Annotated in this window: 24 protein-coding genes; 4 read left to right on the forward strand and 20 right to left on the reverse strand. The window is 41.4% G+C overall.

All coding sequences use genetic code 11. The annotated features are described in order from the left end of the window. Window positions 1-23: 23 nt before the first annotated feature. From hflX to OKIT_RS01750, 13 genes are all read right to left on the reverse strand, one after another. Complete coding sequence (hflX, locus tag OKIT_RS01690; protein ID WP_007744756.1) at window positions 24-1,337, reverse strand: GTPase HflX; 1,314 nt, start codon at window positions 1,335-1,337, stop codon at window positions 24-26. A gap of 33 nt (window positions 1,338-1,370) precedes the next feature. Next, window positions 1,371-2,276 (reverse strand): ribonucleoside hydrolase RihC, encoded by a 906-nt coding sequence (gene rihC, locus OKIT_RS01695; RefSeq protein ID WP_007744758.1) that lies wholly within the window; start codon window positions 2,274-2,276, stop codon window positions 1,371-1,373. A 53-nt stretch (window positions 2,277-2,329) separates the two neighbouring features. Continuing rightward, the gene (locus OKIT_RS01700; protein ID WP_007744763.1) at window positions 2,330-3,298 is read right to left on the reverse strand and encodes a substrate-binding domain-containing protein; all 969 of its coding nucleotides are present in this window, start codon (window positions 3,296-3,298) and stop codon (window positions 2,330-2,332) included. 10 nt (window positions 3,299-3,308) lie between these two features. Next, on the reverse strand, window positions 3,309-4,268 hold the full coding sequence (locus tag OKIT_RS09585; protein ID WP_007744771.1) for an ABC transporter permease subunit: 960 nt from the start codon (window positions 4,266-4,268) through the stop codon (window positions 3,309-3,311). Window positions 4,269-4,271: 3 nt separating this feature from the next. Further along, window positions 4,272-5,750 carry a sugar ABC transporter ATP-binding protein gene (locus OKIT_RS09590; RefSeq protein ID WP_007744772.1) on the reverse strand — a complete coding sequence of 493 codons (1,479 nt, stop codon included), beginning with the start codon at window positions 5,748-5,750 and terminating at the stop codon, window positions 4,272-4,274. A 12-nt stretch (window positions 5,751-5,762) separates the two neighbouring features. Then, complete coding sequence (rbsD, locus tag OKIT_RS09740; protein ID WP_007744774.1) at window positions 5,763-6,161, reverse strand: D-ribose pyranase; 399 nt, start codon at window positions 6,159-6,161, stop codon at window positions 5,763-5,765. Next, the gene (gene rbsK / locus OKIT_RS01720; protein WP_028291826.1) at window positions 6,158-7,084 is read right to left on the reverse strand and encodes a ribokinase; all 927 of its coding nucleotides are present in this window, start codon (window positions 7,082-7,084) and stop codon (window positions 6,158-6,160) included. The genes rbsD and rbsK overlap by 4 nt, the downstream gene beginning before the upstream one ends. 123 nt (window positions 7,085-7,207) lie before the next feature. Continuing rightward, entirely contained in the window at window positions 7,208-8,215 is a 1,008-nt protein-coding gene (gene rbsR, locus OKIT_RS01725; RefSeq protein ID WP_007744778.1) for a ribose utilization transcriptional repressor RbsR, read from the reverse strand. A gap of 34 nt (window positions 8,216-8,249) precedes the next feature. Continuing rightward, on the reverse strand, window positions 8,250-9,812 hold the full coding sequence (locus OKIT_RS01730) for a bifunctional metallophosphatase/5'-nucleotidase (protein WP_007744779.1): 1,563 nt from the start codon (window positions 9,810-9,812) through the stop codon (window positions 8,250-8,252). A 3-nt stretch (window positions 9,813-9,815) separates the two neighbouring features. Beyond that, window positions 9,816-10,883, reverse strand: coding sequence for a PhnE/PtxC family ABC transporter permease (locus OKIT_RS09745; protein WP_007744781.1), 1,068 nt, complete (start codon window positions 10,881-10,883; stop codon window positions 9,816-9,818). Beyond that, complete coding sequence (gene phnE / locus OKIT_RS01740) at window positions 10,880-11,674, reverse strand: phosphonate ABC transporter, permease protein PhnE (RefSeq protein ID WP_007744783.1); 795 nt, start codon at window positions 11,672-11,674, stop codon at window positions 10,880-10,882. The genes OKIT_RS09745 and phnE overlap by 4 nt, the downstream gene beginning before the upstream one ends. Further along, on the reverse strand, window positions 11,671-12,450 hold the full coding sequence (phnC, locus tag OKIT_RS01745; RefSeq protein WP_007744785.1) for a phosphonate ABC transporter ATP-binding protein: 780 nt from the start codon (window positions 12,448-12,450) through the stop codon (window positions 11,671-11,673). The genes phnE and phnC overlap by 4 nt, the downstream gene beginning before the upstream one ends. Before the next feature lie 68 nt (window positions 12,451-12,518). Next, window positions 12,519-13,433 (reverse strand): phosphate/phosphite/phosphonate ABC transporter substrate-binding protein, encoded by a 915-nt coding sequence (locus OKIT_RS01750; RefSeq protein WP_007744786.1) that lies wholly within the window; start codon window positions 13,431-13,433, stop codon window positions 12,519-12,521. A 255-nt stretch (window positions 13,434-13,688) separates the two neighbouring features. On the opposite strand from OKIT_RS01750, the gene OKIT_RS01755 reads away from it, so the two are divergent. Next, window positions 13,689-14,339, forward strand: coding sequence for a phosphatase PAP2 family protein (locus OKIT_RS01755; protein ID WP_241778150.1), 651 nt, complete (start codon window positions 13,689-13,691; stop codon window positions 14,337-14,339). A 46-nt stretch (window positions 14,340-14,385) separates the two neighbouring features. On the opposite strand, the gene OKIT_RS01760 is transcribed toward OKIT_RS01755, so the two are convergent. The 3 genes from OKIT_RS01760 to OKIT_RS01770 are packed head-to-tail and all read right to left on the reverse strand — an operon-like array spanning window position 14,386 to window position 17,436. Further along, the gene (locus OKIT_RS01760; RefSeq protein ID WP_007744788.1) at window positions 14,386-15,318 is read right to left on the reverse strand and encodes a peptidoglycan recognition protein family protein; all 933 of its coding nucleotides are present in this window, start codon (window positions 15,316-15,318) and stop codon (window positions 14,386-14,388) included. Between the two features lie 47 nt (window positions 15,319-15,365). After that, entirely contained in the window at window positions 15,366-16,754 is a 1,389-nt protein-coding gene (locus OKIT_RS01765) for a sensor histidine kinase (protein WP_007744789.1), read from the reverse strand. Further along, window positions 16,735-17,436 carry a response regulator transcription factor gene (locus tag OKIT_RS01770; RefSeq protein ID WP_007744790.1) on the reverse strand — a complete coding sequence of 234 codons (702 nt, stop codon included), beginning with the start codon at window positions 17,434-17,436 and terminating at the stop codon, window positions 16,735-16,737. Before OKIT_RS01770 ends, OKIT_RS01765 begins: the two co-directional genes overlap by 20 nt. A gap of 470 nt (window positions 17,437-17,906) precedes the next feature. On the opposite strand from OKIT_RS01770, the gene OKIT_RS09750 reads away from it, so the two are divergent. Further along, entirely contained in the window at window positions 17,907-18,518 is a 612-nt protein-coding gene (locus tag OKIT_RS09750) for a CHAP domain-containing protein (protein ID WP_241778151.1), read from the forward strand. 54 nt (window positions 18,519-18,572) lie between these two features. Here the strand turns inward: OKIT_RS09750 and nrdF are convergent, their stop codons facing one another. The 3 genes from nrdF to nrdH all read right to left on the reverse strand — a co-directional run bounded on the left by nrdF (window position 18,573) and on the right by nrdH (window position 22,114). Further along, a complete protein-coding gene (gene nrdF, locus OKIT_RS01780; RefSeq protein ID WP_007744794.1) occupies window positions 18,573-19,586 on the reverse strand; it encodes a class 1b ribonucleoside-diphosphate reductase subunit beta in 1,014 nt (337 codons plus the stop codon). 33 nt (window positions 19,587-19,619) lie between these two features. Further along, on the reverse strand, window positions 19,620-21,791 hold the full coding sequence (gene nrdE, locus OKIT_RS01785; protein WP_007744796.1) for a class 1b ribonucleoside-diphosphate reductase subunit alpha: 2,172 nt from the start codon (window positions 21,789-21,791) through the stop codon (window positions 19,620-19,622). 77 nt (window positions 21,792-21,868) lie between these two features. Further along, window positions 21,869-22,114 (reverse strand): glutaredoxin-like protein NrdH, encoded by a 246-nt coding sequence (gene nrdH, locus OKIT_RS01790; protein ID WP_007744798.1) that lies wholly within the window; start codon window positions 22,112-22,114, stop codon window positions 21,869-21,871. 353 nt (window positions 22,115-22,467) lie between these two features. Between nrdH and OKIT_RS01795 the strand changes: the two genes are divergently transcribed. Together OKIT_RS01795 and OKIT_RS01800 are read left to right on the forward strand one after the other, a co-directional pair. Next, window positions 22,468-22,935, forward strand: coding sequence for a class Ib ribonucleoside-diphosphate reductase assembly flavoprotein NrdI (locus tag OKIT_RS01795; RefSeq protein ID WP_007744800.1), 468 nt, complete (start codon window positions 22,468-22,470; stop codon window positions 22,933-22,935). A 71-nt stretch (window positions 22,936-23,006) separates the two neighbouring features. Beyond that, a complete protein-coding gene (locus OKIT_RS01800; protein WP_007744801.1) occupies window positions 23,007-24,392 on the forward strand; it encodes a hemolysin family protein in 1,386 nt (461 codons plus the stop codon). 9 nt (window positions 24,393-24,401) lie between these two features. Here the strand turns inward: OKIT_RS01800 and OKIT_RS01805 are convergent, their stop codons facing one another. Then, a complete protein-coding gene (locus tag OKIT_RS01805) occupies window positions 24,402-25,616 on the reverse strand; it encodes an MFS transporter (RefSeq protein ID WP_007744803.1) in 1,215 nt (404 codons plus the stop codon). Window positions 25,617-25,633 lie beyond the last annotated feature (17 nt).

Here is a 25,633-nt window from a genome sequence, read left to right on the forward strand (position 1 = left end):
ATTGAGTGCGAGCTTTTTTAACACTATTTCTGAACAAATGCCTGATAAGTTTCAATTTGAGCAGCCGGCAATTCTACGCGCAGTCGAGTACCCTGGGCGGTAAAATCTTGTTCTAAAACGTTATTCCCATTTAGAATTTGATTCACCACAGCCCCTTGATCAAAAGGAATCATTAGTTCAACTGTTTTAAAATCGGCGAATAATTTCTCATCCAGCAGCTTGATGAAAGCATCCAAGGAATTGTCGTCCAAAGCACTGGCAATTAAATCCTCGCCGCTGCGTTCTGGATAGGTAACACCGGCCTTGTCGGCTTTATTAAACACCGTTACCATTGGAATCTGCTCGGCGCCAATCGCAGCTAAAGTCGATTTTGTCGTCGCCATCATATCGCGATAATGCGGATCGGAAACATCGACAATCTGCACCAGCAAATCTGCATGCACAGCTTCATCCAATGTAGATTGAAAGCTGGCAATCAAGTTATGCGGCAGATTAGAAACAAAACCTACCGTATCAGACAATAAGAAACGCCTTTTATTAGGCAGACGTATCGCACGAACTGTTGCATCCAACGTTGCAAAAAGCATGTCTTTTTCAAAGACTTTTTTGTCATCGATATCTTCTTTGCTTTCTGAATATTTTTCGATCATGCGATTCATCCAAGTTGACTTGCCGGCGTTTGTATAGCCGACAAGGGCAACCGTTTTTAGCCCAGAATGATCGCGCTGAGATCGCTGAACGGTTGAAGCAGACAATAGCGTTTTTAGCTCGGCTTTGATTTGAGTAATTTGATCCTCGATTGTGCGGCGGTTTAATTCCAGTTTTGTTTCTCCGGAACCACGGCTGGTAAAGGACCCGCCGCCAGCTCCGCCCTGCTGATCCAATTCATTAGCCAAAGCCGTATGCAGCCGTGGCAATTGATATTGTTTTTGTGCCAAACGTATCTGCAGTTTGGCCAATTTACTCTTCGCGCGAGAAGCAAAAATATCCAGAATTAAAGCCGTACGATCAACAACTCTTGTACCGCCACCTATCTTTTTTTTCAGATTACGAATTTGAGTGGCCGTCAGATCATCATTGGAAATCACCAATTCGGCCTCTCTAGCAGCAACGAGCTCTTTTAATTCTGTAACTTTGCCCTTGCCGAAATAAGTGCTGGCATTAGGACGATCATATTTTTGAGTCAAAACGTCCACCACATTTAAATTGTTGGCGGCCGCTAAATTTTTGAATTCTTCGATTGTGTAAGCAAAACTTGCCGAGTTTTTTTGGTTTTCCAAGGCCACTAAAATGACCCTTTCTTTTGCCTGCTCGGTGTTAAATAATTGTTCGGCCAAAAAATCCTCCTTTAAAATACATAAGATAACTGATTAAGGCATTTTTGCAATTTGGTCTTGAAGCCAATCGCGAAAACGTGCGGCATCAATATCAGTCAGCACTGTGGCATTTGTCCTGCCTTGATGATAGGCAGCACGGATATCGACAACCGTTTCACCAATTGCCGGTCCTTCTGTTACGATATCAACCCATACATCCTTAGTCTGATAAAACTCAGGGTGGCATAAATAGCCAATCGTATTAGCATCATGAATCGGCCAACCTTCAGCGTGAATGTCATTATAATGCGAAATCAAAGCTGCTAACATTTTTCCGGATCGGTTCATGGCACTGACCTGATGGATCCAATCTTGGTTGACCATGGCTTTCAGCGTGACATCCAGCCCAACCATTGTGATCGGCAGCCCGGCAGAAAGTAAAATCTTAGCTGCATCGGGATCAGTGAAAACATTAAACTCAGCCGCACTGGTCATATTGCCGCCACAGATACTGCCGCCCATTGCAAGCACTCGATCAATTTTAGCCAGATCCTGTGGATATTGACGAAACCATAATGCGAAGTTAGTGTAAGAACCGGTTAAGACTAATGTGACCTTCTCATCACTTTGTACCAGTACATTGTGCCAAGCTTCAGCAGCCGTCTGCTTAATTGGACTGCTTTGTATGGCTGGAAAAATGTAGCCCTCCATGCCTGATTCGCCATGAATACGGGCAGCATCTTCAAAAGCTTTAATTAAAGGCTGACTAGCACCAGTCGCAACCGGCGTCTGCATATTGAAAAATTCAACAAGACGCAAAGCATTCTTCGTGGTTTTATCAACGGTTACGTTACCAGCAACTGTTGTAATCAATTTAACATGAAAAGCCGGGTTGTTTAAAATAACTGACAAAGCGACTGCATCGTCAATGCCTGGATCAGAATCAATAATTACGTTCATAACTTCTAAGTATAAAGAAAAACGGCCATCGCCGTTTTAACTACACACAATCTTTACTTCACTAAATTACGATATTGTCTATTCGCTACCAGAGCAATTGGTGATTTTGTCCATTTAGCAATCTTTTTACCTTGAAAATGCTGAATCGCAATTTGAATGGCAATTTCACCCATTTTTTGGGGATGCTGCGCAACAGTTGCACTCATTTTGCCGGAACGGACAGCAGCAACACCATCTGCTTCACCGTCGATACCGACAATCACAATGTTTTTACCATTCACAGCCTGTGCGGCACCTAAAGCCATTTCATCGTTTTGCGCAAAAATACCTTGGAGATCAGGATGCCCCTGAATAATATTTTCCGCGACCGACAATCCTTGAGAACGATCAAAACCAGCTGTCTGCTTGGCAACAATAGATAGCTTTCCTCGTGCATTGCCATCAAAACCTTTTCCACGATCACGTGTGGCTGAGGCACCAGGAATCCCCTGCAATTCAGCCACTTTAGCATTGTTTCCCAAGGCTTTGATCAAAAAATCAGCAGCCATTCTGCCTGCCAAGACAGAATCTGACGACACCAGAGAGAGCACTTTGCCGCCAGTGGAAGACCGATCAATGGCGATCACAGGGATGCCGGCATCATTAGCCGCCTTCACTTCAGGTGTCACCGCATCAGAGTCGACAGGGTTAACAATCAGCAGATCAACTTTTTGCTGAATCAAATCCTCAATGTCGTTGGACTGTTTGGATGTATCATTTTTACCATCATCAATAATCAGTTGTTTAACACCTTGCTTACGGGCCTGCGTTCTGATGCCTTTCGCTACTGAAATAAAGAAGGGATTATTCATCGTTGAAATAGAAACACCAATTTTCAGCTGCTTGGCATCGATACGTTTATTCTGATCAATTCGGACCCAAGGATTATTCAGTGTCAGCAATGGTTTACCGGAAATAAACAGAGCGACCAAGATAATGACAATGAGACCGATTGAGATAATTGAAGTTTTTTTCTTTAACATCGTTTCCTCCTCAGGCCTTACTCTTCTTGCGGTCTAGTAAGACAGCAATCAAGATCACAACGCCCTTGACAATCTGTTGGTAAAAACTCGAAATACCCAACAAATTCATGCCGTTATTCAAGACCCCGATAATCAAAGCACCAACAAAAGTACCGGAAATCCGACCTTTTCCGCCAGCCAAACTTGTGCCGCCTAATACGACCGAGGCAATGGCATCCATTTCATATCCAGTTCCCGCATCCGGCTGTGCCGAGGACAAACGAGAAGTTAATATCATGCCGGCCAAAGCCGCAGCAGCTCCAGAGATCGCATAAATCCAGATGAGAATTTTATTTGTTTTAATACCAGAAACAAAAGCTGCTTTGATATTGCCGCCAATTGCATAAGTTTTCCGGCCAAAGCTCATGCGATGAAGCAGCAGGTAAAGGACTACAAATGCGGCAAACATAATGATGACCGGAACCGGAATACCGAGAAAGTATCCCCGCCCCAGCACTTGAAAACTATAATTATTTGTAATTTTCGCACCGGTAATCGGTGAGCCGTCAGTGAAAACATAGGTGGCACCACGAAAAATGGTCATCGTAGCCAAAGTGACGATAAACGGCGCAGCACCGCCTTTTGTGATTAGTAAACCATTAATTGCACCGGCAACACCACCCAGTAAGATACCGCTAACAACAGCGATAACAGTTGGCACGCCGCTGACAATTAATTGAGCTGTAATCGCAGCGGAAAAAGCCAGGATCGAACCAACGGACAAGTCAATGCCGGCAGTTAAGATGACAAAAGTCATCGCAAAGGCGATAATGGCGTTAATTGAGACTTGTCTTAATAAATTTAAAAGGTTGTTAATGTCCAAGAAGGCCGGGTTCAGGATTGCCACGATCAGTACTAAAACGATCAGAGCTCCCCATGGTCCAAGTTTGGCCAGGAAAGACTTTACAGAATTGCTTGTACCTGTTTTCATTTTTTATTTCCCCTTTGTCGCAAGTGCCATAACCTGCTCTTGAGTTGCTGTTGTGCCATCTAATTCACCGACCAGCTGCCCCTCATACATTACTTCAATCCGATCCGACATGGCAATGAGCTCAGGCAGATCAGATGAGACTAAAATAATGGCAACTTTTCGATCCGTCAATTCGTTCATCAGATCGTAGATCTCTTTTTTGGCACCGACGTCAACGCCTCGAGTGGGTTCGTCAAGGATTAAAATATTTGTTCCAGCACCAATCCATTTTGCCAAGACAGCTTTCTGCTGGTTGCCACCCGATAGACTTGAAACCAGATCATATTCACTCATGGCTTTGACACCTAGGCGTTTAATTAACGCTTCGGTAAACTCATCGACAGCCTTCTCATCAATAAATAAACCTTTTTTAAAGCCGTCAATACTTGGCAGAACAATATTTTCTTTCAGATTGAAGTCTAAAATCAATCCTTCATCTTTACGATTTTCTGTCAAAAAACCAATATTCTCTTTAATCACTTCAGCAGGATTGGCAATCCTGTTTTTCTGACCATGAACATAAATATCGCCAGCGGTCACCCTATCGACACCAAATATTGCCCGCATCGTTTCTGTACGGCCGGCACCCATCAAACCTGAAAATCCTAGAATTTCACCTTCGTGAAGCTGAAAGTTGACATTGGAGAAACTCGCTCCGCTCAGACCAGAAACTTTTAAAACCTCCTTGCCTAATTGCGGCGTTCTTTTCGGGTAAAAATCACCTATATCCCGGCCAACCATGTCTTTAACTAGCTGAGTAATTCGGCTTTGTGCTGTCGGCCGGCTAGAGACACTGACGCCATCGCGCATCACAGTCACTGTATCCGTAATTTGGAAAATCTCTTCCATACGGTGAGAAATATAAATAAATGACACATTCTGCGCTTTTAATTTTTGGATATTTTTAAACAAGGATTTGATCTCAGTCTGTGTCAGAGCCGCTGTCGGTTCGTCCATAATAATGACTTGGGCCTTGGTCATTAACGACTTGGCAATTTCAATCACTTGCTGCTTGCCGACCGGCAAACTGCCGATTTCATCGTAAATATTGACATCCGATCCCATTTGGGCAAGATATTTTCGAGCAATTTCGGCCATTTTTTCTTCATCCAAGAGACCGAACTTGTTTTTGATTTCACGATTAATAAACATGTTGTCCAGAACTGACATCTCGCTATAATTGTTCATTTCCTGATGAATAAAGGAAATACCAGCCTGTTCAGCAGCCATTGCATCGGGATATTGAACAGCCTTGCCATCAACCATAATTTCGCCTCGATCAGCTTTTAAAAGCCCGGTCAAAATGTTCATTAAAGTAGATTTGCCGGCCCCGTTCTCACCAACCAGGGCATGTACTTCCCCTGGCTGAATCATTATATTGACACCCTTTAAAACTGAGTTTTGGCCAAAGGCCTTCCAAATGTTTCTCAGCTCAATTTTCATGTTTCCTCTTTTCTAGAAGACAACGCCTGATTCTAAAATCACGTTTGAAAAAGGATGTTCCTCGCCGGTGCGGACAAATGCCCGCGCATATTTAAGGTCTTTTTTCATTTGTTCGTGCGGAATAAACACAATTTCCACTTGACTGCCCAGAATATCAATTAGGCTCTTTAATCCTTCTGGATTATTTGTCTTCATTTCTAAAGCAACATAGGCTCTTTGAACTTCCAATTCTTGAAGAATTGTTTTTACAACATCATCAAAACGAGGTAAATCTTTTGTCACAGCCAAATCGATTTTTTTAGTACCGGCAGGCACAGGCATGCCGGCGTCACCGATAGCCAAAGTATCAAAGTGGCCCATATCAGCAACGACAGCCGAAATTTCAGAATTTAACAGAACACCTTTTTTCATTTTTCATCTGCCTCAACCTCTGCAAAAGTAGGAATAGAAGGCAAAGCGCCAGCTTTTTGGACAGTCAGCGAAGAACTCCGGCTGGCCCAAATCAGCGTTGGTACCAAATTGCTCAAATCGTTTTTGATGTTGGCCGCAAAAACACCGATAAAAGTATCACCAGCGGCAGTCGTATCGACAGCTTTAACTTTAAAACTCGGAATCATACCGGATTTATCAGCGACTTTGTAAAAGGACCCTGACTTCCCCAAGGTAATCAATGTATTTTTGACGCCTAATTTTTCTAATGCTTGAGCAGCATTCATGAGTGAGTCCTGATTAAAGGCAACATCCTGGTCAATTAAAACCTGTGCCTCGGTCTCATTGGGCGTGACAAAATCAGATAAACGCAGCAGTCCCGCGTCAATCTTTTTCGCCGGGGCCGGGTTTAAAATCGTCATAACGTGATGCTTCTTCGCAATTTCAAAAGCACGGATCGCAGCTGGAATCGGCGTCTCAAATTGAGTGATAATCGCATCTGCTTCAGCAATTTCATCTTCGGCTGCCTGAACGTCTTCCACCGTTACCCGCATGTTGGCACCACCATATACTAGAATCGTGTTGCTGCCATCAGCTTCCAGCAGAATCGAAGCTGACCCGGTTGGTACCGACTTAGTCACAATCCGAGAAACATCAATCTGATTATCAGCCAATGCTTGTTTCATAAAACGGCCATTAGCATCATCGCCCACAGCTCCGATAAAGCTGACTTGCGCACCTTGCCTAGCAGCCGCAACGGCTTGATTGGCCCCTTTGCCGCCCGGTGCACTCGTCAGACTGTTAATGTGAATCGTCTCGCCGCGTTCAGGCAATTTATCCATGTGCTGAATCGTATCGACATTCAAAGACCCCAAGACAACAATTTTTTTATTTTGTTTTTCGATTACGTCCCCCTCCGGCCGAATCCCCAGCCGCTTAATGCATCCCTTTGTATGGTAAAACGGTTTACCATCTGCGAATAGTATAACAAATATTCAACGAAAACGCTTACATTTTACTGAAAGAATTTAAATTTCTCGAACCGAGTCGCGTACAATCAACTCAACATCAACAGCCATAACCTGCCAGTCTATTTGGGGATCCGCAATTCTATTCTTCAGCATTTCCAAAACATATTTGGCAATCAGCTCTACGGGCTGGCGAACAGTAGTTAACTTAGGATTTGTGAATTCGGCATAATCTGTATCATCGTAACCAACTAAGGAATAATCCCGCGGTACCTGCTCGCCGGCGTTAAATAAACCGCCCAAAACGCCAATTGCTAATTCATCGCTTAAAGTAAAAATCGCACTTGGTTTAAAGGCTAGAATATTTGGGACAGCCCGCTGCCCGCCATGTTTCGTAAAAGCAGTTTTAACAATTTGAATTTGTGTTGTTTGAATACCTAAATCGCGGCAGGTCTCTGTAAAACCTTGTAATCGCAAGGCTAAATTGGCAGTCATCGCATTTTTATCAGGCACCACGACACTGAAGCGGCGATGTCCTAACGAATAAAGATAGTGTGCAACAATTTCACCGCCATGAAAGTCATCAGAAGCAATAAAATCAGAATTTTTGCTGCTATTTTGATCAAGCACAATATAAGGGGTGCGATTTTCTTTTAACAAATTGGTCACTTGAGAATTTTCTTGAATGGCAACTGCAATAATCAAGCCGTCAACATTCTGGCCAATCAAACCTTCAATCGCAGAATACAGCTGGCTTCTGTCGCCATCCAAGCCGACCATTAAAATATGTGTATGTGCATCGGAATAGTTTTCCAGCAATTGTAAAAATTCACTAAAAAAAGGGTTGGAAATTGTTGGTACCAAGACCCCGATCGTAGAATCCGTCTTATTACTGAGGTTTCTTGCGGCAGAATTTGGTACATAATGCAGCTCCTCTTTTGCCTGCAGAACCTTTTGAATATTTTTTTTGGAAAAACGCGCGCCTTTGCCATTCAGGATTTGGCTGACGGCCGTAGCTGATAACCCGGCCTTAGCAGCAACTTCTTTAATCGTAATTTTCCTACCCATACAGCCAAGTATAAGTAAAATGATGCCAAAAAACTCATTTTGAAATAATCGTTAAATTTGTTGGCTGTTGCGACTTGATCGGTGAATGATCAGCTATGTAATTGCTTATCAGATCCACCATGTCTACGGTCGAACTTTCAACAATTTTGTCAACTGAATAACTAGTGTAGCCTCCAACACCCGAACTGCGATAGTTCGAGATAGCTAGACGATACTTTTTATTTAACTCGATCTTTTTACCCTGATAACTGACATTTTTAACACGATGGCCAAAAGGTTGTGTAAGATCAAAAGTATAATCAATGCCTGAAAAATAATCGTAGTTATAATGTTGAATATTAGTAATACCAAAACGGTCCGAAATGTTAATTTTGCCGTCAGAATCTACAATGAAATATTCCGCAGCACGCTCCAAAGCTGATAGGAGATCGCGTCCCGATACTTCTTCAGCCACGGCCGTATTAGGAAAAAGATAGTTTGTTGCAATAGCACGACGTGTGACAACGTTTCCTAATCCAAACTGTCCATCAGAAAACAAGGCAGTAGCAGAAATATCAGCGTGCACGGCCTGCCCCTGTACTTTGTTGATCATCGATAAATAAGGATGGCCATGCAGACGAGCAGCGAACGGATCCTTAATTAGCATGTCGGGTTGGATTTCGCCAATTTTTTCATCCAAGAAACTATCCAATTGCTTCTGCACTTGATTCAGTTTCTGCATGATATCTGTGTCGGCCACAAAATTTTTCGTTGGTAGCAGGCAAGCCTCACTGCGCGTGATTTGCTTATTCGCAGGATCAAAATCCAATTCGATTTCCCCGACTGCCTCCGCCTGATAACCCGGCTGGGTAACCGGTACGGAACAGTGCCCAGCATCAACTAATTGTGCCAACTTACGGTGCTGGTGACCAGTAACAAGCGCATCAATACCGGGAACTTGCTGCAGGAGTTCATAAGCACGGTTCTCACCAGTAAATTTTTCCGTCGCTTCGCCACTATTTAAGTCACATTCAAAACCGGCATGGTAAGCCACGACAATAATGTCAGCCTCTTGAGCACGCATGATAGGAATGTACTTTTTCGCTGTTTCAACCGGATTTTCAAAGTGGACATTGCCAAGGTGGGCAGCTGTTTCCCAATGCGGAATATATTCAGTCGTTAATCCCAAAACACCTATTTTCGTGGAAGCGTAGTTGAAAATCTTATAAGGATTTGGGTATAAATTTTTTTGTCTTTCAAAGACATTAGCATCCAAAACGCCCGCATCCGGCCCAATTGCTTTTTTTAAAAAAGACAAGCCATAATTAAATTCATGGTTGCCTAAAATTCGCACATCATAGCCAATAATATCGGCAAATTTCTGATACAGTGACGCATATTCAGGATGTTTTTGAGCAATAAAATTCGTCAAGGGAGATCCTTGAATGAAATCACCGTTCTCTATTGTCAGAACTAGATCGTTTGGATGATCCAAACGAAATTTTTTAATTAAACTAGCCGCTCTAGCCAAGCCAAAATCCGTTTGCTCCGAATCTACAAAATTACTTGGCGCAATGTAACCATGTACATCAGACGTGGACAGGATATACAACTTCATAAATTAGATGATCCGCTTTCTCAGTTGCCCAGATATAAAGTCAATCAGTGTCACCATAATCACAACGCCAATCAAGATAATGCCAGCCCGCGGCCAATTACGTACCTGCGTGCTTAAAATCAAATCCTGTCCAATACCACCGGCACCGACCATTCCTAAAATAGAAGCAGATCGTACAGAAATTTCAAAGCGATACAAAGTGTTGCTCAAAAAACTTGGCATCGCGTTTGGCAGCGTTGCTAACGTCAAAGTATCTAATTGCGTCCCACCAGCAGCAACAATCGCTTCATTAGGGCCGCGATCCAAATTTTCAATTGCCTCACCGTCTAGTTTACCCAGCATACCAACTGAATGAACGGATAAAGCCAGCACACCAGCAAAAGAACCCGGGCCAACAGCTTTGATAAACATCAGAGCCAGGACAATTTCAGGAAACACACGTATAAAAGTCAGAATAAATTTACCATTAGTGGATTTGGGACGAAAAATCGTATATTTACTGATATCTTGCACGAGGCCATTCGCAACAATAAAGAGGCTTTCAAAAAACCAAAGCACAAAAATGAAGATAAATAAATTTTTCGGGAAAACATCAAAACCAAAAATTAAACGAAATCCCCAGATGATTAACGCAACAGCTAACATACCAACCGCCAAATAGAGAATAGCTTTGGCGCGTTGTTTCCAAGACTCGCGGCTTCTTCCTTCAGTGCGTGCTGACAAAAAAGCAAAGGGAATAGCCAGGAAAGCCGAAACAAAGGTTCCCAAAAATGCAATCGCAACTGTCTGCAGAAGTTTGGCCACCAAATCTTCACCATCAGCCGTCGCCAAGGTCGAAGGAATGCCGGTTTGAAAAGTTGCATTCAGCCATCTGTCCAGCGGTGCAGAAACAAACTGCCAATCTGGATGAACCAGCCCGTTAAAAACGGCAGCCGTGATCTGTCCAGCCATCTGTTGAATACCATTAAATTGAATGCCGGCAAAGGCCCAAATATAGATCGCAAGAATGATAATCGCAATCACGTAGGGCTGAATTTTTCGAAGAAAACTTTTTTTCGGAATATCTATCATGCCAGCTTCTCCCGCAAATAATTGTTCATAAATTCAATTAATACAACCACTATCAAAATCACAAAAATAATGACAGCTGTTTCATCGTAACGGAATTGATTAATCGTCACTTGGAGCAGCTGGCCAATACCGCCAGCGCCAACATAGCCAATCACAGTTGAAGCGCGCACATTAACTTCGAATGTGTATAAAAAGTTCGAGAAAAAGGTATTCAAAACTTGTGGTACAACAGCAAAGATAATGATTTGTACTTTGCTTGCTCCGGCAGCTTCTAACGCCTCTAATGGCCCCTGATCAATTGTCTCGATCGCCTCAAACATCAGCTTAGCCATTTGTCCAAAAGTGAAAATCAGCAAAGTCACCACACCAGCCAAAGGGCCGAAACCCAAAATCGCAGTGAAAACAGCTGCCAATAAAAGATCAGGCAGCGTTCTAACCAGATTAGAAATAACGCGGATGACACCACGAAGCCAGCCTAGCGACACAATATTTCTTGCTGATAATAAGGCAAATGGAATGGCAATAATGGTACCTAGAAGCGTTCCTACCAGTGCCATTCTGATTGTGTCTAGTAATGGCCCAACAACATATGACCAGTAAGGCCAATAGGGATGAAACATCTTCTGCCAAAGGACTGCAAACTGGCCTAATGAATCATGATTAAAAAATTGGTCCAGTTGCGTACCGGTAATAATTGAAGAAAAAATCAACAAAAAAATGATTAGAAAAAAGTACAGGACCCCTTTGATGTGAAAACGCTGTGTATTACTTCTTTTTGGCAGGACATTCATTTGGATCCCGCCTCATGCTTATCTTGAACAGATTGATAAATTTGTTGAAAATCCGATTCGGAAACTTGATCGGCCTCTTTATCGAAAATCAGCTCGCCGTCTCTCAATCCAACTATCCGAGAACCATATTTTAACGCCAACTCCTCGTTATGCAAATTCGCTACCACTGTGATACCTAAATCCTGGTTGAGTGCTTTTAAATCATCCATAACAAGATTGGAAGTCGCCGGATCCAAGCTTGCCGTTGGTTCATCTGCCAACATAATTTTCGGTTCCTGCATTAAAGCTCTGGCAATTGCAACACGCTGCTGCTGTCCACCGGATAACGCATCGGCACGGTCATAAAATTTCTCGGCTAAATTGACCCGTTTGAGAGCCGTGACGGCATGCTGAACATCCTCTTTCTTCCAAAAACCAAAACTCGAACGAAGAAAGCCATAATAGCCAACCCTGCCAGAAAGTACGTTCCTCCTGACGGAAGCACGTTTAACCAAGTTAAAGTTTTGAAAAATCATCGCAACGTTGCGTCTCATCATACGCAAGGCTTTGCCGCTAGCGTGTTGGATTGATTGCCCGTCAATCAGAATATCGCCGGACGTCACGTCGTGGAGACGATTAATTGAACGTAGTAAAGTGGACTTTCCGGCTCCGGATAAACCGACAATCACAAGAAATTCGCCTTTTTTAACATTCAGATTAATGTCTTTTAAGCCAACGACACCGTTATCATAAATTTTATTTACATTTTTGATTTCGATCAGGTTAGTATCAGTCATAAGTCTTCTTTATTATCTATGTAGGAAGAAAATTGAGCAAGCATTTTCACTCAATTTTCAACAATTTATTAATTGCCTGTAACGGCTTTATCAGCTTTACGCACAACAGCAAAATTCGAATTCTTGGACTTTGCAAATCCTGCAATGTCGTACAGATTTTCTACTAATTTGTTACCTTTCTTGGTTTTAGCAATCTTGATAAAGGCATTTTGGACCTTAGTGGATAATTTCTTAGACAAACTCTTACGCGCTGTAACGGTATCGTTAGGAATCTTCATCGTTTCAGCTAAAATTTTTGTGTCCTTGAAAATAGTTGGCACATCACCCTTAACAATATTACGAGCATCTTGGAAGACAAAGGCAGCATCGGCTTGCTTATTCTCAACAGCTAAGACACCTTGATCATGCCCTTTAACTGTGACTAAATTAGAATTCTTAACAACGTTGATACCTTTACTTTTCAAATAGTAAATTGGGAAGATGTATCCCGAAGAACTTGTAACATCCTGCACGGCAATATTCTTACCCGTGAGGTCTTTGATACTTTTAACTTTTGAATCTTTACGAACAAGGATTAAAGCTCGATACCAGCTCACCATCTTTTTCTGGAGACTGCCATCGTTATTGACACCATTTCGAACCGTCTGCAAAAGTACTCTGGCACCATATTGTTTATGTGCCTGAACATATCCGTCAGGCGGCAAAAATCCGATATCAATCTTTCCTGAACCAAGTGCTTCAACAATCGAATTATAATCAGTTGAAACCGTCACAACGACCTTTTGTCCCAATTGCTTTGAGAGCATCTGTCCCAAAGGTTTCGCCCGAGCTTCCATGGTTGTTGCATTACTCGAAGGAACAAACCCAACGCGAAGCGTCTTCGGATTTGCTGCTTGAGAAGCACTAGCAACGACAGGAACTGTTGTTGCCAGAACGCCGGAAACAATAGCAAGAACTGCAGCAGAATGTGCGAATTTTTTCATTACTAACCTCTTCCAAATTTTTGCCACCCTAATGGCTAAGAAAATCGTATCATAATTACAGACGAATCCGAATCATTTTCCTTTTTTTGTAATAAATTACGAATTTTATCCACAAGCAAAAACCGAATGTTCGGTTTTTACTGTCTATGTGATTTTTACCCCAAATCATATAAATAAAACACGATGATAAAAGATACCTTTCAGCTATAATGAATATAATTAAGGTTTTATTAAGAGGTTAAGATGATTGTTAGGATGCCAAAATTTTTGAAAAAAGCCGGGCTTGCTGCCGCACTTGTTTTTTTGCTGCTGCTGGTTTTGGTCGGCATTAGATTTGGAATGACAATATCCATCGATAGATGGTTGACAAGTTCGCTAGGAAATACAAGTTTTTCCTTTGGAGATGGCTTAATGACCATTATATCGGCGCTAGGCTCTCCTTTGGCAACTTTTATTTATGCGGTCGTGATCGCTGGGCTACTGTATTTTTCGAATCTGCGCATTCCAGCTATTTGGGTATTACTTACATATATCAGCGGTTTAGCAATTGGGCAAATCTTTAAAGTCGCTGTTGGCCGAGCCCGCCCTATTGGCCACTTAGCCTCAGGCTACGCTTTCCCTTCTAATCATGCTCTAACTACATTTATCATTATCACGATCATTTTCGTCTTGGTTCTGCCCAATCTTTCTTCGACAAGCCTGCAGCTTTGGTTTGGCTGGGGAACGATTACATTTGGGTTGCTGTTAATGGAAGCAACGCTTTACCTTCAGGATCATTTCTTAAGTGATGCGCTTGCCGGTGCAGCTTTCGGTATTGCTTGGGTGACATTATGGGTGTGGCTCTATGAGAAATATGCACGAGTTTTGCACGATCGGATTCCAATGCTGCAGTACGATGCCATTTAAAATATAAAAAAACGTTTGGTTAGGAACACAACAGCCAAACGTTTTTTTATATTTTAATTAGAGCAGTTAAATCAGTCCAACCCAGAATATTATTGTTTTGAGAAACCAGTGCCAGAACTTGGCCATTAGATAAAGTACCAATTTCTTTAACTGTCACATTTTTGGCAGATAAAGTTGTTGAGTTACCGATAACCTTGCCGGCAACAGACCGGTCGAAAATTTCTGTATTTCTGCCAAATTTCAGCCAACGTGTTTGTGTATCCCGCTTAATAATGCTTGGCAGGCCATACCCTCGCATGAGAGTGGCTGATTTTATTTGATTAACCAGCCATATAAAATCATCCATATTGTAACTGCCGGAAAACCAATTGGAAGCAGAATTATTCCAATAACTTACCGGGTCACTATGATTGGTGCCTCCCAAAACACCGCTAACATCATCATGGCTCCAAATAGTAGCTCTCCGACGACCCATACCAAGCCCGTAGTAGGACAATTGATCAGCCGTAAATTTAGCTAAATTCAACTGCTCGCGTGCGAAATCATCTTTGCTATGAACTTCCAGCTGTTCTACTTGAATAAAGCGCTGATTGGCAATCGTACCAGCACCCCAACAAAGATAATCTGTATTAGCAACACCCACCAAATGATTAGCGTCAACAAATTCGTGCACAAATGCCGACTGCCAGTGTCCATACATATACGAAATTTCATTGTAAATCGTTGATGTCGGGTTAGCAGTTTCATGAATCACAATTCCTTCCGGGCGGCCTTGCCCATTGCGATAATTATTTCTCGGCAGCATTCCTGACCGATTCAAAAAATTTTCTTCTTGAACAGGCTGCCAAGATTTGCGCGCTATCCCTTCTTGTATGTACTGAATAACAAGATTACTGGATAAATCAGCCTGTGCGCTTTCATTAAATAACCAAATCCCGCTTAATAAAGATGCCAAAAATAAAAACTTTGATAATTTCATAAATCCCTCTAATAGTTAGTACGAATTTACGAGACAATTCAAAGTTTTTAATGAGTTGCTTTTAATTTGGGTAAGACCACCTTAAAAACACTGCCCTCCGGATAATTGTCGCTCACAGTAATCTTTCCCTTGAATGCGTCCACGATCCACTTGGCAATCGAAAGTCCAAGGCCAGTACCGCCTGTATTACGGTTTCCTGATTTTTCTTCCCGGTAAAAACGATCAAAGACATGCCGTTTGGCTTCCTGAGAAATTCCGCGACCCGTGTCAGCCACTTCCAGGATCAAATTATTTTTATCCCGCCGTGCTTTAAGTGTGATGCTGCCTTTTTCATCTGTATATTTCAATGCGTTATCCAAGAGAATCACAATTAATTGGTGAACACGCTTATTGTCAAAAGTCATTTGCCCTTTAACGTTGATATCGCTATTGAAAACCTTATTTTCAGACTGCGCAATTTCGGAATACGGCTCAACGACTTCATCAATAAATTTCTTTACATCGATGGTTTTAGGATCCAATCTCGACATATTTGAGCCTGTCTTTGCTAATGTCAGCATATCTGAAGTCAATTGATTCAGACGACGAACCTCAGATAATGACACTACAATGTTTTCAGAAACATCAGCCACTGGTTTGGTTGGCGTACGCAGTAGATTCTCTAACTTATTTTGAATAATAGTTAAAGGGGTCCTGAGTTCATGGGCAGCATTATTAACAAAATCTTGTTGCTGTTTCCATGATTGCAAAATGGGTTTCATCACTCTTAAGGTAACTAGCCAACTGACCACTAACGATAAGACTGCTGCAAACAACAAGCTCCAAAGTAGAACCGATCTAAAAGATTCAATATTCGCCAATTCAGAATCGAAATTATATGTGACAGCCGCATAATCAGCTTTGCCCAATAAGATGCTGTCATTTTTTTGATCGTTGTAAACCAAAATCACAGGTTTTCTCAGACGAATCAAACGGACTCTGAAATAGGACCCTCCTAATTTGACTGCTTGAGTAGTGGAGAAATCACCCATAATTTTTTTATAGAGATTTTCATATGTAAAATAGCGCAGCCCCAAAGAATTATAGTTAATGATATTGCCGTCTTTGTCATAATAAATCGTATCCTGCCCGGCAACATCTGGTTGGATAACGCCCACACCTTGCACAGGATTGGTGCCAGCTGGCGAGTTTTTGCTAGGATCATTGTCGTTACTTTCCCGGCCTGGAATCGTTAATCGTTTGACACCGCTTAATTGAGAGTCTCTTTGGACTCGCATCACCATCGTGCTAAGAATTTGATCAAAGTTCTCTTGAACAGAACGCGTATATGTAAAGTAAATGTATCCGCCGACAAAAGAAAAAATCATTAAAAAACCGATCGCTTCAAGAAAAAACAATCGCACATATTGTTTTAAATTAATTTTTGCTTTGTTCATCGTATTCGAGAATAAAACCAACATTTCTTAAAGTTTTTATTAAGTCATTTTTCCCGACCGATTCCAACTTGCGTCGTAGATTATTCAAATAAATATTAACAACGCTGGTCGTTGTTTCGGAATCAAGTCCCCAGACACGGTCGAAGATCTGATCTTTAGTGATAATAATATTTTTATTTTTGGCCAAATAAACCAAAATATCATATTCTTTTCCGACCAACTGTACATTTTGCTTACCGACCGTGACAGTACGGTTAGCTAAGTGTATCGCCAGATCACCAATTTTAATTTTTTTTTCTTCTGTATCGATACCAGCACGCCGCAATAAGGCTTGGACACGAACTAGGAGCTCCTCACGATGAAAAGGCTTAGTCAGATAATCATCGGCACCGACTTCAAATCCCTTAACTTTATCATCCACAGAATCCTTAGCAGTCAAGATTAATACTGGAGTCTCGATATGCGAGTCCCGCATTTCCTTAATAATATCCAATCCATTCATTTCCGGCAGCATCAGATCACAGACGATTAAATCATAAGGCGCTTCAACCGCTTCGTATTCACCATCCGCACCATTGAAAACCTGTTTGACAGTCGCAATTTCAGAAAGCATGGCAGCGATATCATCGTTAAGTGTCTTATCATCTTCAATTAAAAGAATTTTTACAGAACTGTTTGCCATATTCAGGATTTTGCTCTTTTCCGATTAAATTTACATTAACTCTCCTACCCATTTTACACTGAGACGAAAAAAACGCCTTGATAAGCGTTTTTTGGTTTTTCGGGATTATTTATGAAGAGAGTTTTTTTATTTGGAAGGGATAGTTTATTTTTCAGAGAGTGCTCCGCGGGTGGTTTCCTTTGGAACAAGATTAGTATCGTCGGACCAGATTAAAAGAATATAAAAAGGAAATAAAACGAAAATTAAAGCAGAAGATAGAGGGCAGAAAAAGTTAATAAAAACGTAAAAAATTCAATTGTTACAAATTTTCTTCTTGTTAATTCTCATTCTTGTATAATACAACCTATGTTAATTCTTCAAACTGTCACAAATTTGTTATCTAAAGACATTTTATCGTAATTTTCATTTGGAAAACTAATCGGGTGATCAAAGGGATAAAATATTTCATTAATAAAAAAATACTCTTTGCGTTGGCATTATTATCGGCAATCTGTGTATCAGCTAATGCACAAGCAGCCAGCAGCCAAGGCACAACGCAAGTAGCGCCTATCTACTTCGCATCGGATAAAAAAGCTGTTAATCAATACCTGCGCAGAGCTAGTGATGCTGCAAGTAAGAAAATAAGAGATCAGCAGCAGGCTAAAGAGCAGGCCGCTAAAAAGGCCGCCGACGAGAAAAAAGCCGCTGATCAAAAACAGGCTGAGCAAGCAGCGTCTGCACCACGGCAGATAGCGTTTCATAACACAGCTGTAATGAACGGCAGCAACAATTACGTTTACGGCACTTGCACTTGGTACGTAAAAAATATGCTTCCCTGGGTGCCATCTAGCCTAGGAAACGCTTCTAATTGGGCAGCAAGTGCAGCTGTACGGGGATATTTAGTCGATAACTCCCCAGCTGCTGGGGCAGTCGTTGTGTTCGCCCCCGGACAAGCAGGAGCTAGTGTTTACGGCCATGTAGGCGTTGTCCTTTCAAATAATGGTGATGGCAGTATTACAATTTCCGAAGGGAATTTTTCAAGTGCTGGACCAGATATTCGCCGCGTGTATGCTGCAAGCAGCTATCTTTATATCCACCCCTGATAAAAAGCAATTTAAAAAAGATCTGCAATCGCAATGATTGCAGATCTTTTTTACTTAATCCTGGTCCTCAGAATCAAAACCGCTTTGCGTCGACTTACCAACTTCATAATCGCTATCAGTCAAATTTTCAACTTCACCCAAGCGATAACCATTACCCACCTGACTGAAGAAATCATGATTGGCAGTTGATGTAGAAATACCATTCATAACAACTGGGTTTACATCTTCAGCACCATCAGCAAACATAGGCTCCAAGCCAAGGTTCATTAAAGCTTTATTGCCGTTATAACGTAGAAATACCATTACATCGTCAAACCAATCAATATCGTCATACAGTTCGTGTGTATAGGCCTCTTCGTTGGCATACAAATCATAAAGCAGATCATAGGCCCACGCAGTTAAATCCTGCTGTTCTTTTTCTGTCAATTTTTTATAGGCAACTTGAAATTTATAACCAATATAAGTACCGTGGACCGATTCGTCACGAATAATCAATTTAATGATTTCAGCGACGTTAACCATCTTGTTATGCCCGGCAAAATAGAGTGGCGTATAGAAGCCCGAATAAAACAAAAATGTTTCCAAAAAGACAGAAGCGATTTTACGTTTTAATGGATTTGGATCATGATAAATTGAGTTGATTTTGTTCGCTTTATATTGCAAACGTTTATTTTGTGATGCCCAGTCAAAAATTTCATCAATCTCAACTGGTGTGTCTAATGTTTCAAAGATACTAGAATAACTCTTAGCATGGACTGATTCCATAAATTTAATATTATTCAGAACAGCTCTTTCATGCGGCGTAACAGCAGCTTCTAGCAAACTGGCCATACCATCTTGACTTTGCAAGGTATCCAGCATCGTCAAACCACCAAAAACATGATCGTAAAGCCTATGTTCTTTCTTACCAAGCGAACGCCAATCCTTCAAATCGTTAGAAATAGGAATTCGTGTATCCAACCAAAACTGTTCAGTCAGCTTTTCCCAAGTGGCTTTATCAATTGGGTCGATTACCTTGTTCCAATTGATCGCATCATAGTGTGTAAATTGATTTTTCTCTTCCGACATCTCTTACCTCTAAGTCTATTTTATGCTAGCAAGTCAAATGGAACATGATTCGCATTCGTTAACGCCCTGTTCGGTATTGTCATCCGTAAAAGTCCGGATGTAGTAAATTGATTTGATCCCCTTGCGAAAAGCGTAATGCCGAAGAATCGTCAGATCGCGCGTGGTCATCTTTTCTGTGTGACCTTTTTTCCAATCATAGATGCCATCAGGAATCGTGGAACGCATAAACAAAGTCATTGCCATCCCCTGGTCAATGTGTTCCTGAGCTGCTGCATAGGTGTCAATGACCTTTCTCTGGTCCAGATCGTAAGCAGAAACATAATAAGGCATCGTTTCGTTATTCAGACCACTGGCTGGATAGAAAACACGCCCCGTCATACCTTCAGCACGGGCCTCAACGCGGGATACGATTGGCTGCAGACTAGCAGTTGTGTCATTAACGTAAGAGATGGAACCTGTTGGCGCGACTGCTTGACGGTAAGCATTATACAGACCATCGGTCATGACTGATTCCTTTAATTGCTGCCAATCAGCAATCGTGGGGATGTGATAATTAGTAAAGAGGTTCTTAACTTTTTCAGTTTTTGGACCCCAATCTTTGGCTAAATACTTGTCAAAATAACTGCCATTAGCGTAATCTGATTTCTCAAACTCAAAGAAGGTCTGTTTTCTCTCTTTGGCAATTTTATTAGATGCCAGCAATGTGTAATAGTTCGTCATCAAAAAGAAAGTGTTGACGAAGTCCAAAGCAATATCATCACCGTAGTAGATCTTATTCTTAGCCAGAAAGGCTGCTAGCCCCATAGCTCCTAAACCGATCGCGTGTTTCTGCTGATTACCGTTTTGAACCGAAGGAACGACCGAAATATCAGAACTTTCGGACACAAAAGTCAAGGCACGCGTCATCGCTTCGATTGACTGAGCAAAATCAGGCGTATGCATCATATTATCAATGTTGATAGAACCTAAATTACAAGAAATGTCGGCTCCCAAAAGCGTATATTTCTGTTCGTTATTAATGTGCGAAATAGTCTGAGTCTGTAAGATCTCCGAGCATAAATTCGAAGAAACAACTTTACCAAAAATAGGATTGGCCTTGTTAACGGTATCCAAATTAATGATGTAGGGATAACCTGACTCTTGTTGAAGTTTTGAAATCTCCGTCTCTAAAGTACGGGCATCGATCCAGTGTTTGGTAATTCGATCGTCAGCCACCATGTTGTCATATTCTTTGGTTAAATCGACATAATTAAAAGGCACACCGTAGACTTTTTCAACATCTGCCGGTGAAAAGAGCGCCATCTGCTCGCCCTTTTCTGTCAATTCATAGAATTTATCCGGTACAGTTAGGCCAAGTGATAAAGTCTTAACACGAATTTTTTCATCCGCATTCTCTTTTTTTGTCGATAAGAAACGAACAATATCCGGATGAAAGATGGATAAATAGGCAACACCAGCGCCTTGTCGTGCGCCGGCTTGATTACTATATGTAAAGACATCCTCCATCAATTTCATAATCGGAATCACGCCGGCCGCCATGTTGGCAATGCCCATAAAAGCGGCACCTGCCTCACGAACATTCGACAAGTTAATGCCGACACCGCCGCCGATCTTAGATAACTGCATGGCAGAATTAATAACGCGGCCGATCGAATTCATGTCGTCGGTTGTTTGCAAAACAAAACAACTTACCAGCTCGCCACGGCGCGCACGACCAGCATTCAAAAAACTAGGTGTCGCCGGTTGGAAACGCTGATGAATCATTTCATCAGCAATGCGCATAGCCAAGGTTTCATTGCCATCGGCGTAATAAAGTGCATTGATCGCAATCCGATCCTCATAAGACTCGACGTAATAGTTGCCGTCATTTGTTTTCAGTGCATATTGCGTGTAAAACTTGTAAGCGGCCATAAAACTGTGAAACTGGAAATGAACCGCATCCAAAAAGTCATACAGTTTCTCAATAAATGAAAACTGATACTTATTGATGAACGTTGGATCAATAAAATCATTTTCAATCAGCCAATCAAAACGCTCTTTAAGCGAAGCAAATTTCAGGCGGTTCGGTTCAACGTTTTCTGTTAAAAATGCTTTGAGTGCTTCTTGGTCTTTTCCAACTTGAATTGTATTATTCTTCGGGATATTGACCTCATTATTCAAGTCATAATAATGCACTTTTTCAAGATCGATTTCTTTTAACGGCATAGAATCCTCCTAGTTATTTTGATTAAAAAACACCGAGAAAAACCCGATGCTTGCCTAGATTATTTTGTAAAAGACAGTTAAGCAGCGGCTGAAGAGGCGAGTGCTTTTTTCAAAACATCCGGACGAAAACCGGAGAAAGCATCAAGACCATCGATTTTGACAACCGGTGTTTGACGATAACCGGCTTCTTTCAACTGAGCAACAAATTCTGGATGCTGATCGATGTTGATTTCTCGGAAATCGGCTCCCATTGAAGTCAAAAACTTTTTAGTCATTTTGCACTGGACGCAATCATTTTTTGTATAAACCGTAATATCTGTCATCTTTTACCTCCTAATGTTTGTTTTTAGCGCCTTTATTTATTGGATGTTTATTAATATAAACGCCTTGAAAACAAGATACAAGGGCAATTTCACATGCGAACAAGCGGTCGCTGTCCCAAAAGCTAGAACTGGTGCGGATCGAGCCGAAATATTACAATTTATTATCAGATCGTTGTCTTAAACAACTTGCAATAATTTAAAAATTGTTGCAAGCTTAATAGCGTCTAAATGCCTATTTAAGGGCATTTTTGAAAGATTAAGAATATTAAGAAAAGGTAATGTTAGGATTTTCGTTCAAATATCTGAGAAGAAAAAACCACGGAACGTTATTTCCTGATAAAGAGGTATTTTCCATGAAAAAAGTTCGTGTTTTATATGTGTCTATTGAGGGAAATTCACGAAATTTTATGCAGCGTTTAGCAGCCTATGCAAAAACGCAAATACAGGAAAATCCGAACAATGTCGAAATTGAGGCCGTCGAAATTAGCGATTCTACTGATTTCGCTGAAGAAAAGGCACCATTTTTTATAAACGTCCCGACTTACCTAGAAGGAGGCACTGGTATCGGACCAGAAATTCACGAAATTTTTACTAACGCTTTAGGCGACTACCTTGACTACCATGAAAATTACAAAAAACTGCTTGGCGTTTTCGGGTCCGGCAATCGTAACTTTAACGTTCAATACGTGCTGACTGCCAAGCGTTATGCAGCCAAGTACAATAAGCCATTACTCTATAGTTACGAATTATCCGGCATTCAATCGGATTTACAAAAATTATACACAAGAATAATTGCTAATCTGTCTAAAGCTGGCCAATAAGTGTGTTTTCTGTACTCAAAGCTTGATATAATAGCAATTAGACTATTTAAGAAAGTAGATATCAAACATTAATGGACTCCGACCCCTCAATATTAGTTTCAGTGATTGCCTTACTCATTTCCCTTATCTTAGCTGTGATGTTCACACTCACAGAATACTCCCTTATCCGTTCGCGTCCATCCGCTCTAAAAGCGATTCAAAAAGATCAGAAAAAGCCAAATAAGCGGGTTGCCTTAGCAATTCATATGACAGATCATCTTAATGAATATCTGTCGACGGCACAGACTGGCGTTACACTCACTTCATTAATTATCGGGTGGTTGGGTGAAGGCGCGGCTTCCCAATTTTTACAGAATTCCGGCGTTTTTGCATTTCTGGGCAGGGAAAGTGAATTAGTCGTTTCATCTATCGTTGGTATCCTTATCTTTACCTTTGTGCATGCCGTATTTACCGATTTGGTACCAAAGAACATTGCGATTGATGAACCAATCAAGGTATTATTGAGCATCGCGCGTCCAGTGCGTTTTTTTCATGTTGTTCTTTTCCCTTTGATTTGGTTATTCGACCGTACGGCCGCAGCGGTATCTAATCTACTAGGTTTTAAGACTGCAACTGATGAGGATATTTATTCACCGACCGAGATCATTAGTTTAACGAAAAATTCAGCCTTGGCCAGCGACTCTGAGGTTGACGAAGAAGATGCCAACTTTATGCAGCGTGCTTTTGAGATGAATGATAAAGTTGCTAGCGATGTGATGGTAGATCGAACTTCCATGAGCGTGATCGACGTTGAAGACAAGATTGCCGATGCTTTAAAGCTCTATCTGGAAGAACAATATTCACGTTTTCCCGTAACGGCTGATAATGACAAAGATAAAATCATTGGTTATGCCTATAATTACGATATTGTTCGTCAGGCGAGAATTGACGACCAAGCTAAAGTTTCCACGATCATGCGTGATATCGTTTCTATTCCAGAGAATATGAAGGTTCCTGATGTCATGGACGAAATGAGCGCCCACCGTGTGCCGATGGCAATTGTCATTGATGAATACGGCGGAACTTCAGGTATCATTACTGATAAAGACATCTATGAAGAATTGTTCGGTAACTTAAAAGATGAACAAGATGATGAAGATGATGAGATGATTAAAAAACTTGGTAATAACCGTTATCAAGTGGTTGGCAAGATTTCATTGTATGACTTGGAAGATTTTTTCAAAACTAAAATTCCTGATTTTGATGAAGACGAGGCTGTCACTTTAACCGGATACATCCAAAATAATTACCCCGATACCAGAAAAGGCGATACCGTAACCGTTGAAAATGATGATTTTCGTTTCGATATCACTGCCAATGATTATGAAGATGCCTACATCAATTTTTTCACAGTTAAAAAGATAGAAAAAGAGTACCAGCCAAACGGTGATTTTGAAGAGAAAACAAGCGAAAAATAAAAGTCTGATTTATATCAGGCTTTTATTTTTTGATCTGCCAAAGATATAAACAACACCATCAAGAATCAGCAACAAGAAAAAGCTGCTCATAAAAAGAGCAAAAATCCACCCCCGATCCATAAAAATGCCCGCGTAAACTGGCCCGATCGCACGTCCCAAGCTGATCATAGCGCTAATAAAAGCCATGCCTTGCCCTTGAAACTGTGCAGGCACCAAATGAGCAATCCAAGCTGTTGTTCCGGGCGAAAATAACATTTCGCCAACGACCAGCACGATTGTAATCAAGATCATTTGCCAAAAACGATTGGCCCAGATCAAAGGCGGAAAACTCAGAGCAAAAATAAAAGTACCAATGACTACCGTTTTCATAAAGGACCAATTTTTTGTTGCTTTCGTGACCAAATTTTGGAAAAAGATAATGACCAAGCCGTTAATTGTCCACAAATAACCATATTGTTCGATTGACATGCCCAAGCTGACCATGTGCGGGCTCATAACTGTTTCCCAAAACTGATAAGTTAAGTAGGTCATCATCGTCAAGGCGCCAATCGCAATTAATAAGCGTGAAAAAGCCAAACGGCTCGGTTGTTTTGCGGCAAGCACCATAGACGCAGGCCGGATTTGGACGCGAAAAAATAAAATAGCCAGCCCAAGCATTTCCAGATAAAAAACGATAGCAAGGAGCATCATGCCCTGGATTTTCATTTTGTCAAAGATCCAGGTACCGAAAAAAGTGCCAATGACTGTGCCGATATTCAAAGTAATGGCCATGTTCGAGAAAAAGTGCTTTGGATTATCTGTTGAGAGGTAGGCACCATATGAGTTTATCAGCGTTTGAAGCATGCCAATACCAATATTCAGAATCATGAGCCATGGAACATATATTGGCCAGTCATGAAAACAGAGCATCATCAATGATCCAAACAAGCAAATGGATAAAGCAATAATAAAGCTGTGGTAAGGCCGCCAGCGATCAAATAAAAGTCCCGCTCCCCAAGCGGCCAGCATTGAAACGAGGGATCCCAGCATTAAAATCACGCCAATAATTAAAAAAGACTGATGCAGATAATTATGCAGATACAAAGAGGTCACCGGCCAGGTCATTGCAGCAGCCGCGTTGCTGATTAAATTTTCTGCATAAACGTAAATTGGGCGGATCGTGCTCGTTTGAACATGCAAAGGCGGTCTGCGACGCGGTTTTTTGTCTTCCGAATATTGATCCATATGAAAATAGTAACATC

Origin of the sequence: Oenococcus kitaharae DSM 17330 (assembly GCF_000241055.1) — a bacterium.
Classification (GTDB): Bacteria; Bacillota; Bacilli; order Lactobacillales; family Lactobacillaceae; genus Oenococcus; species Oenococcus kitaharae.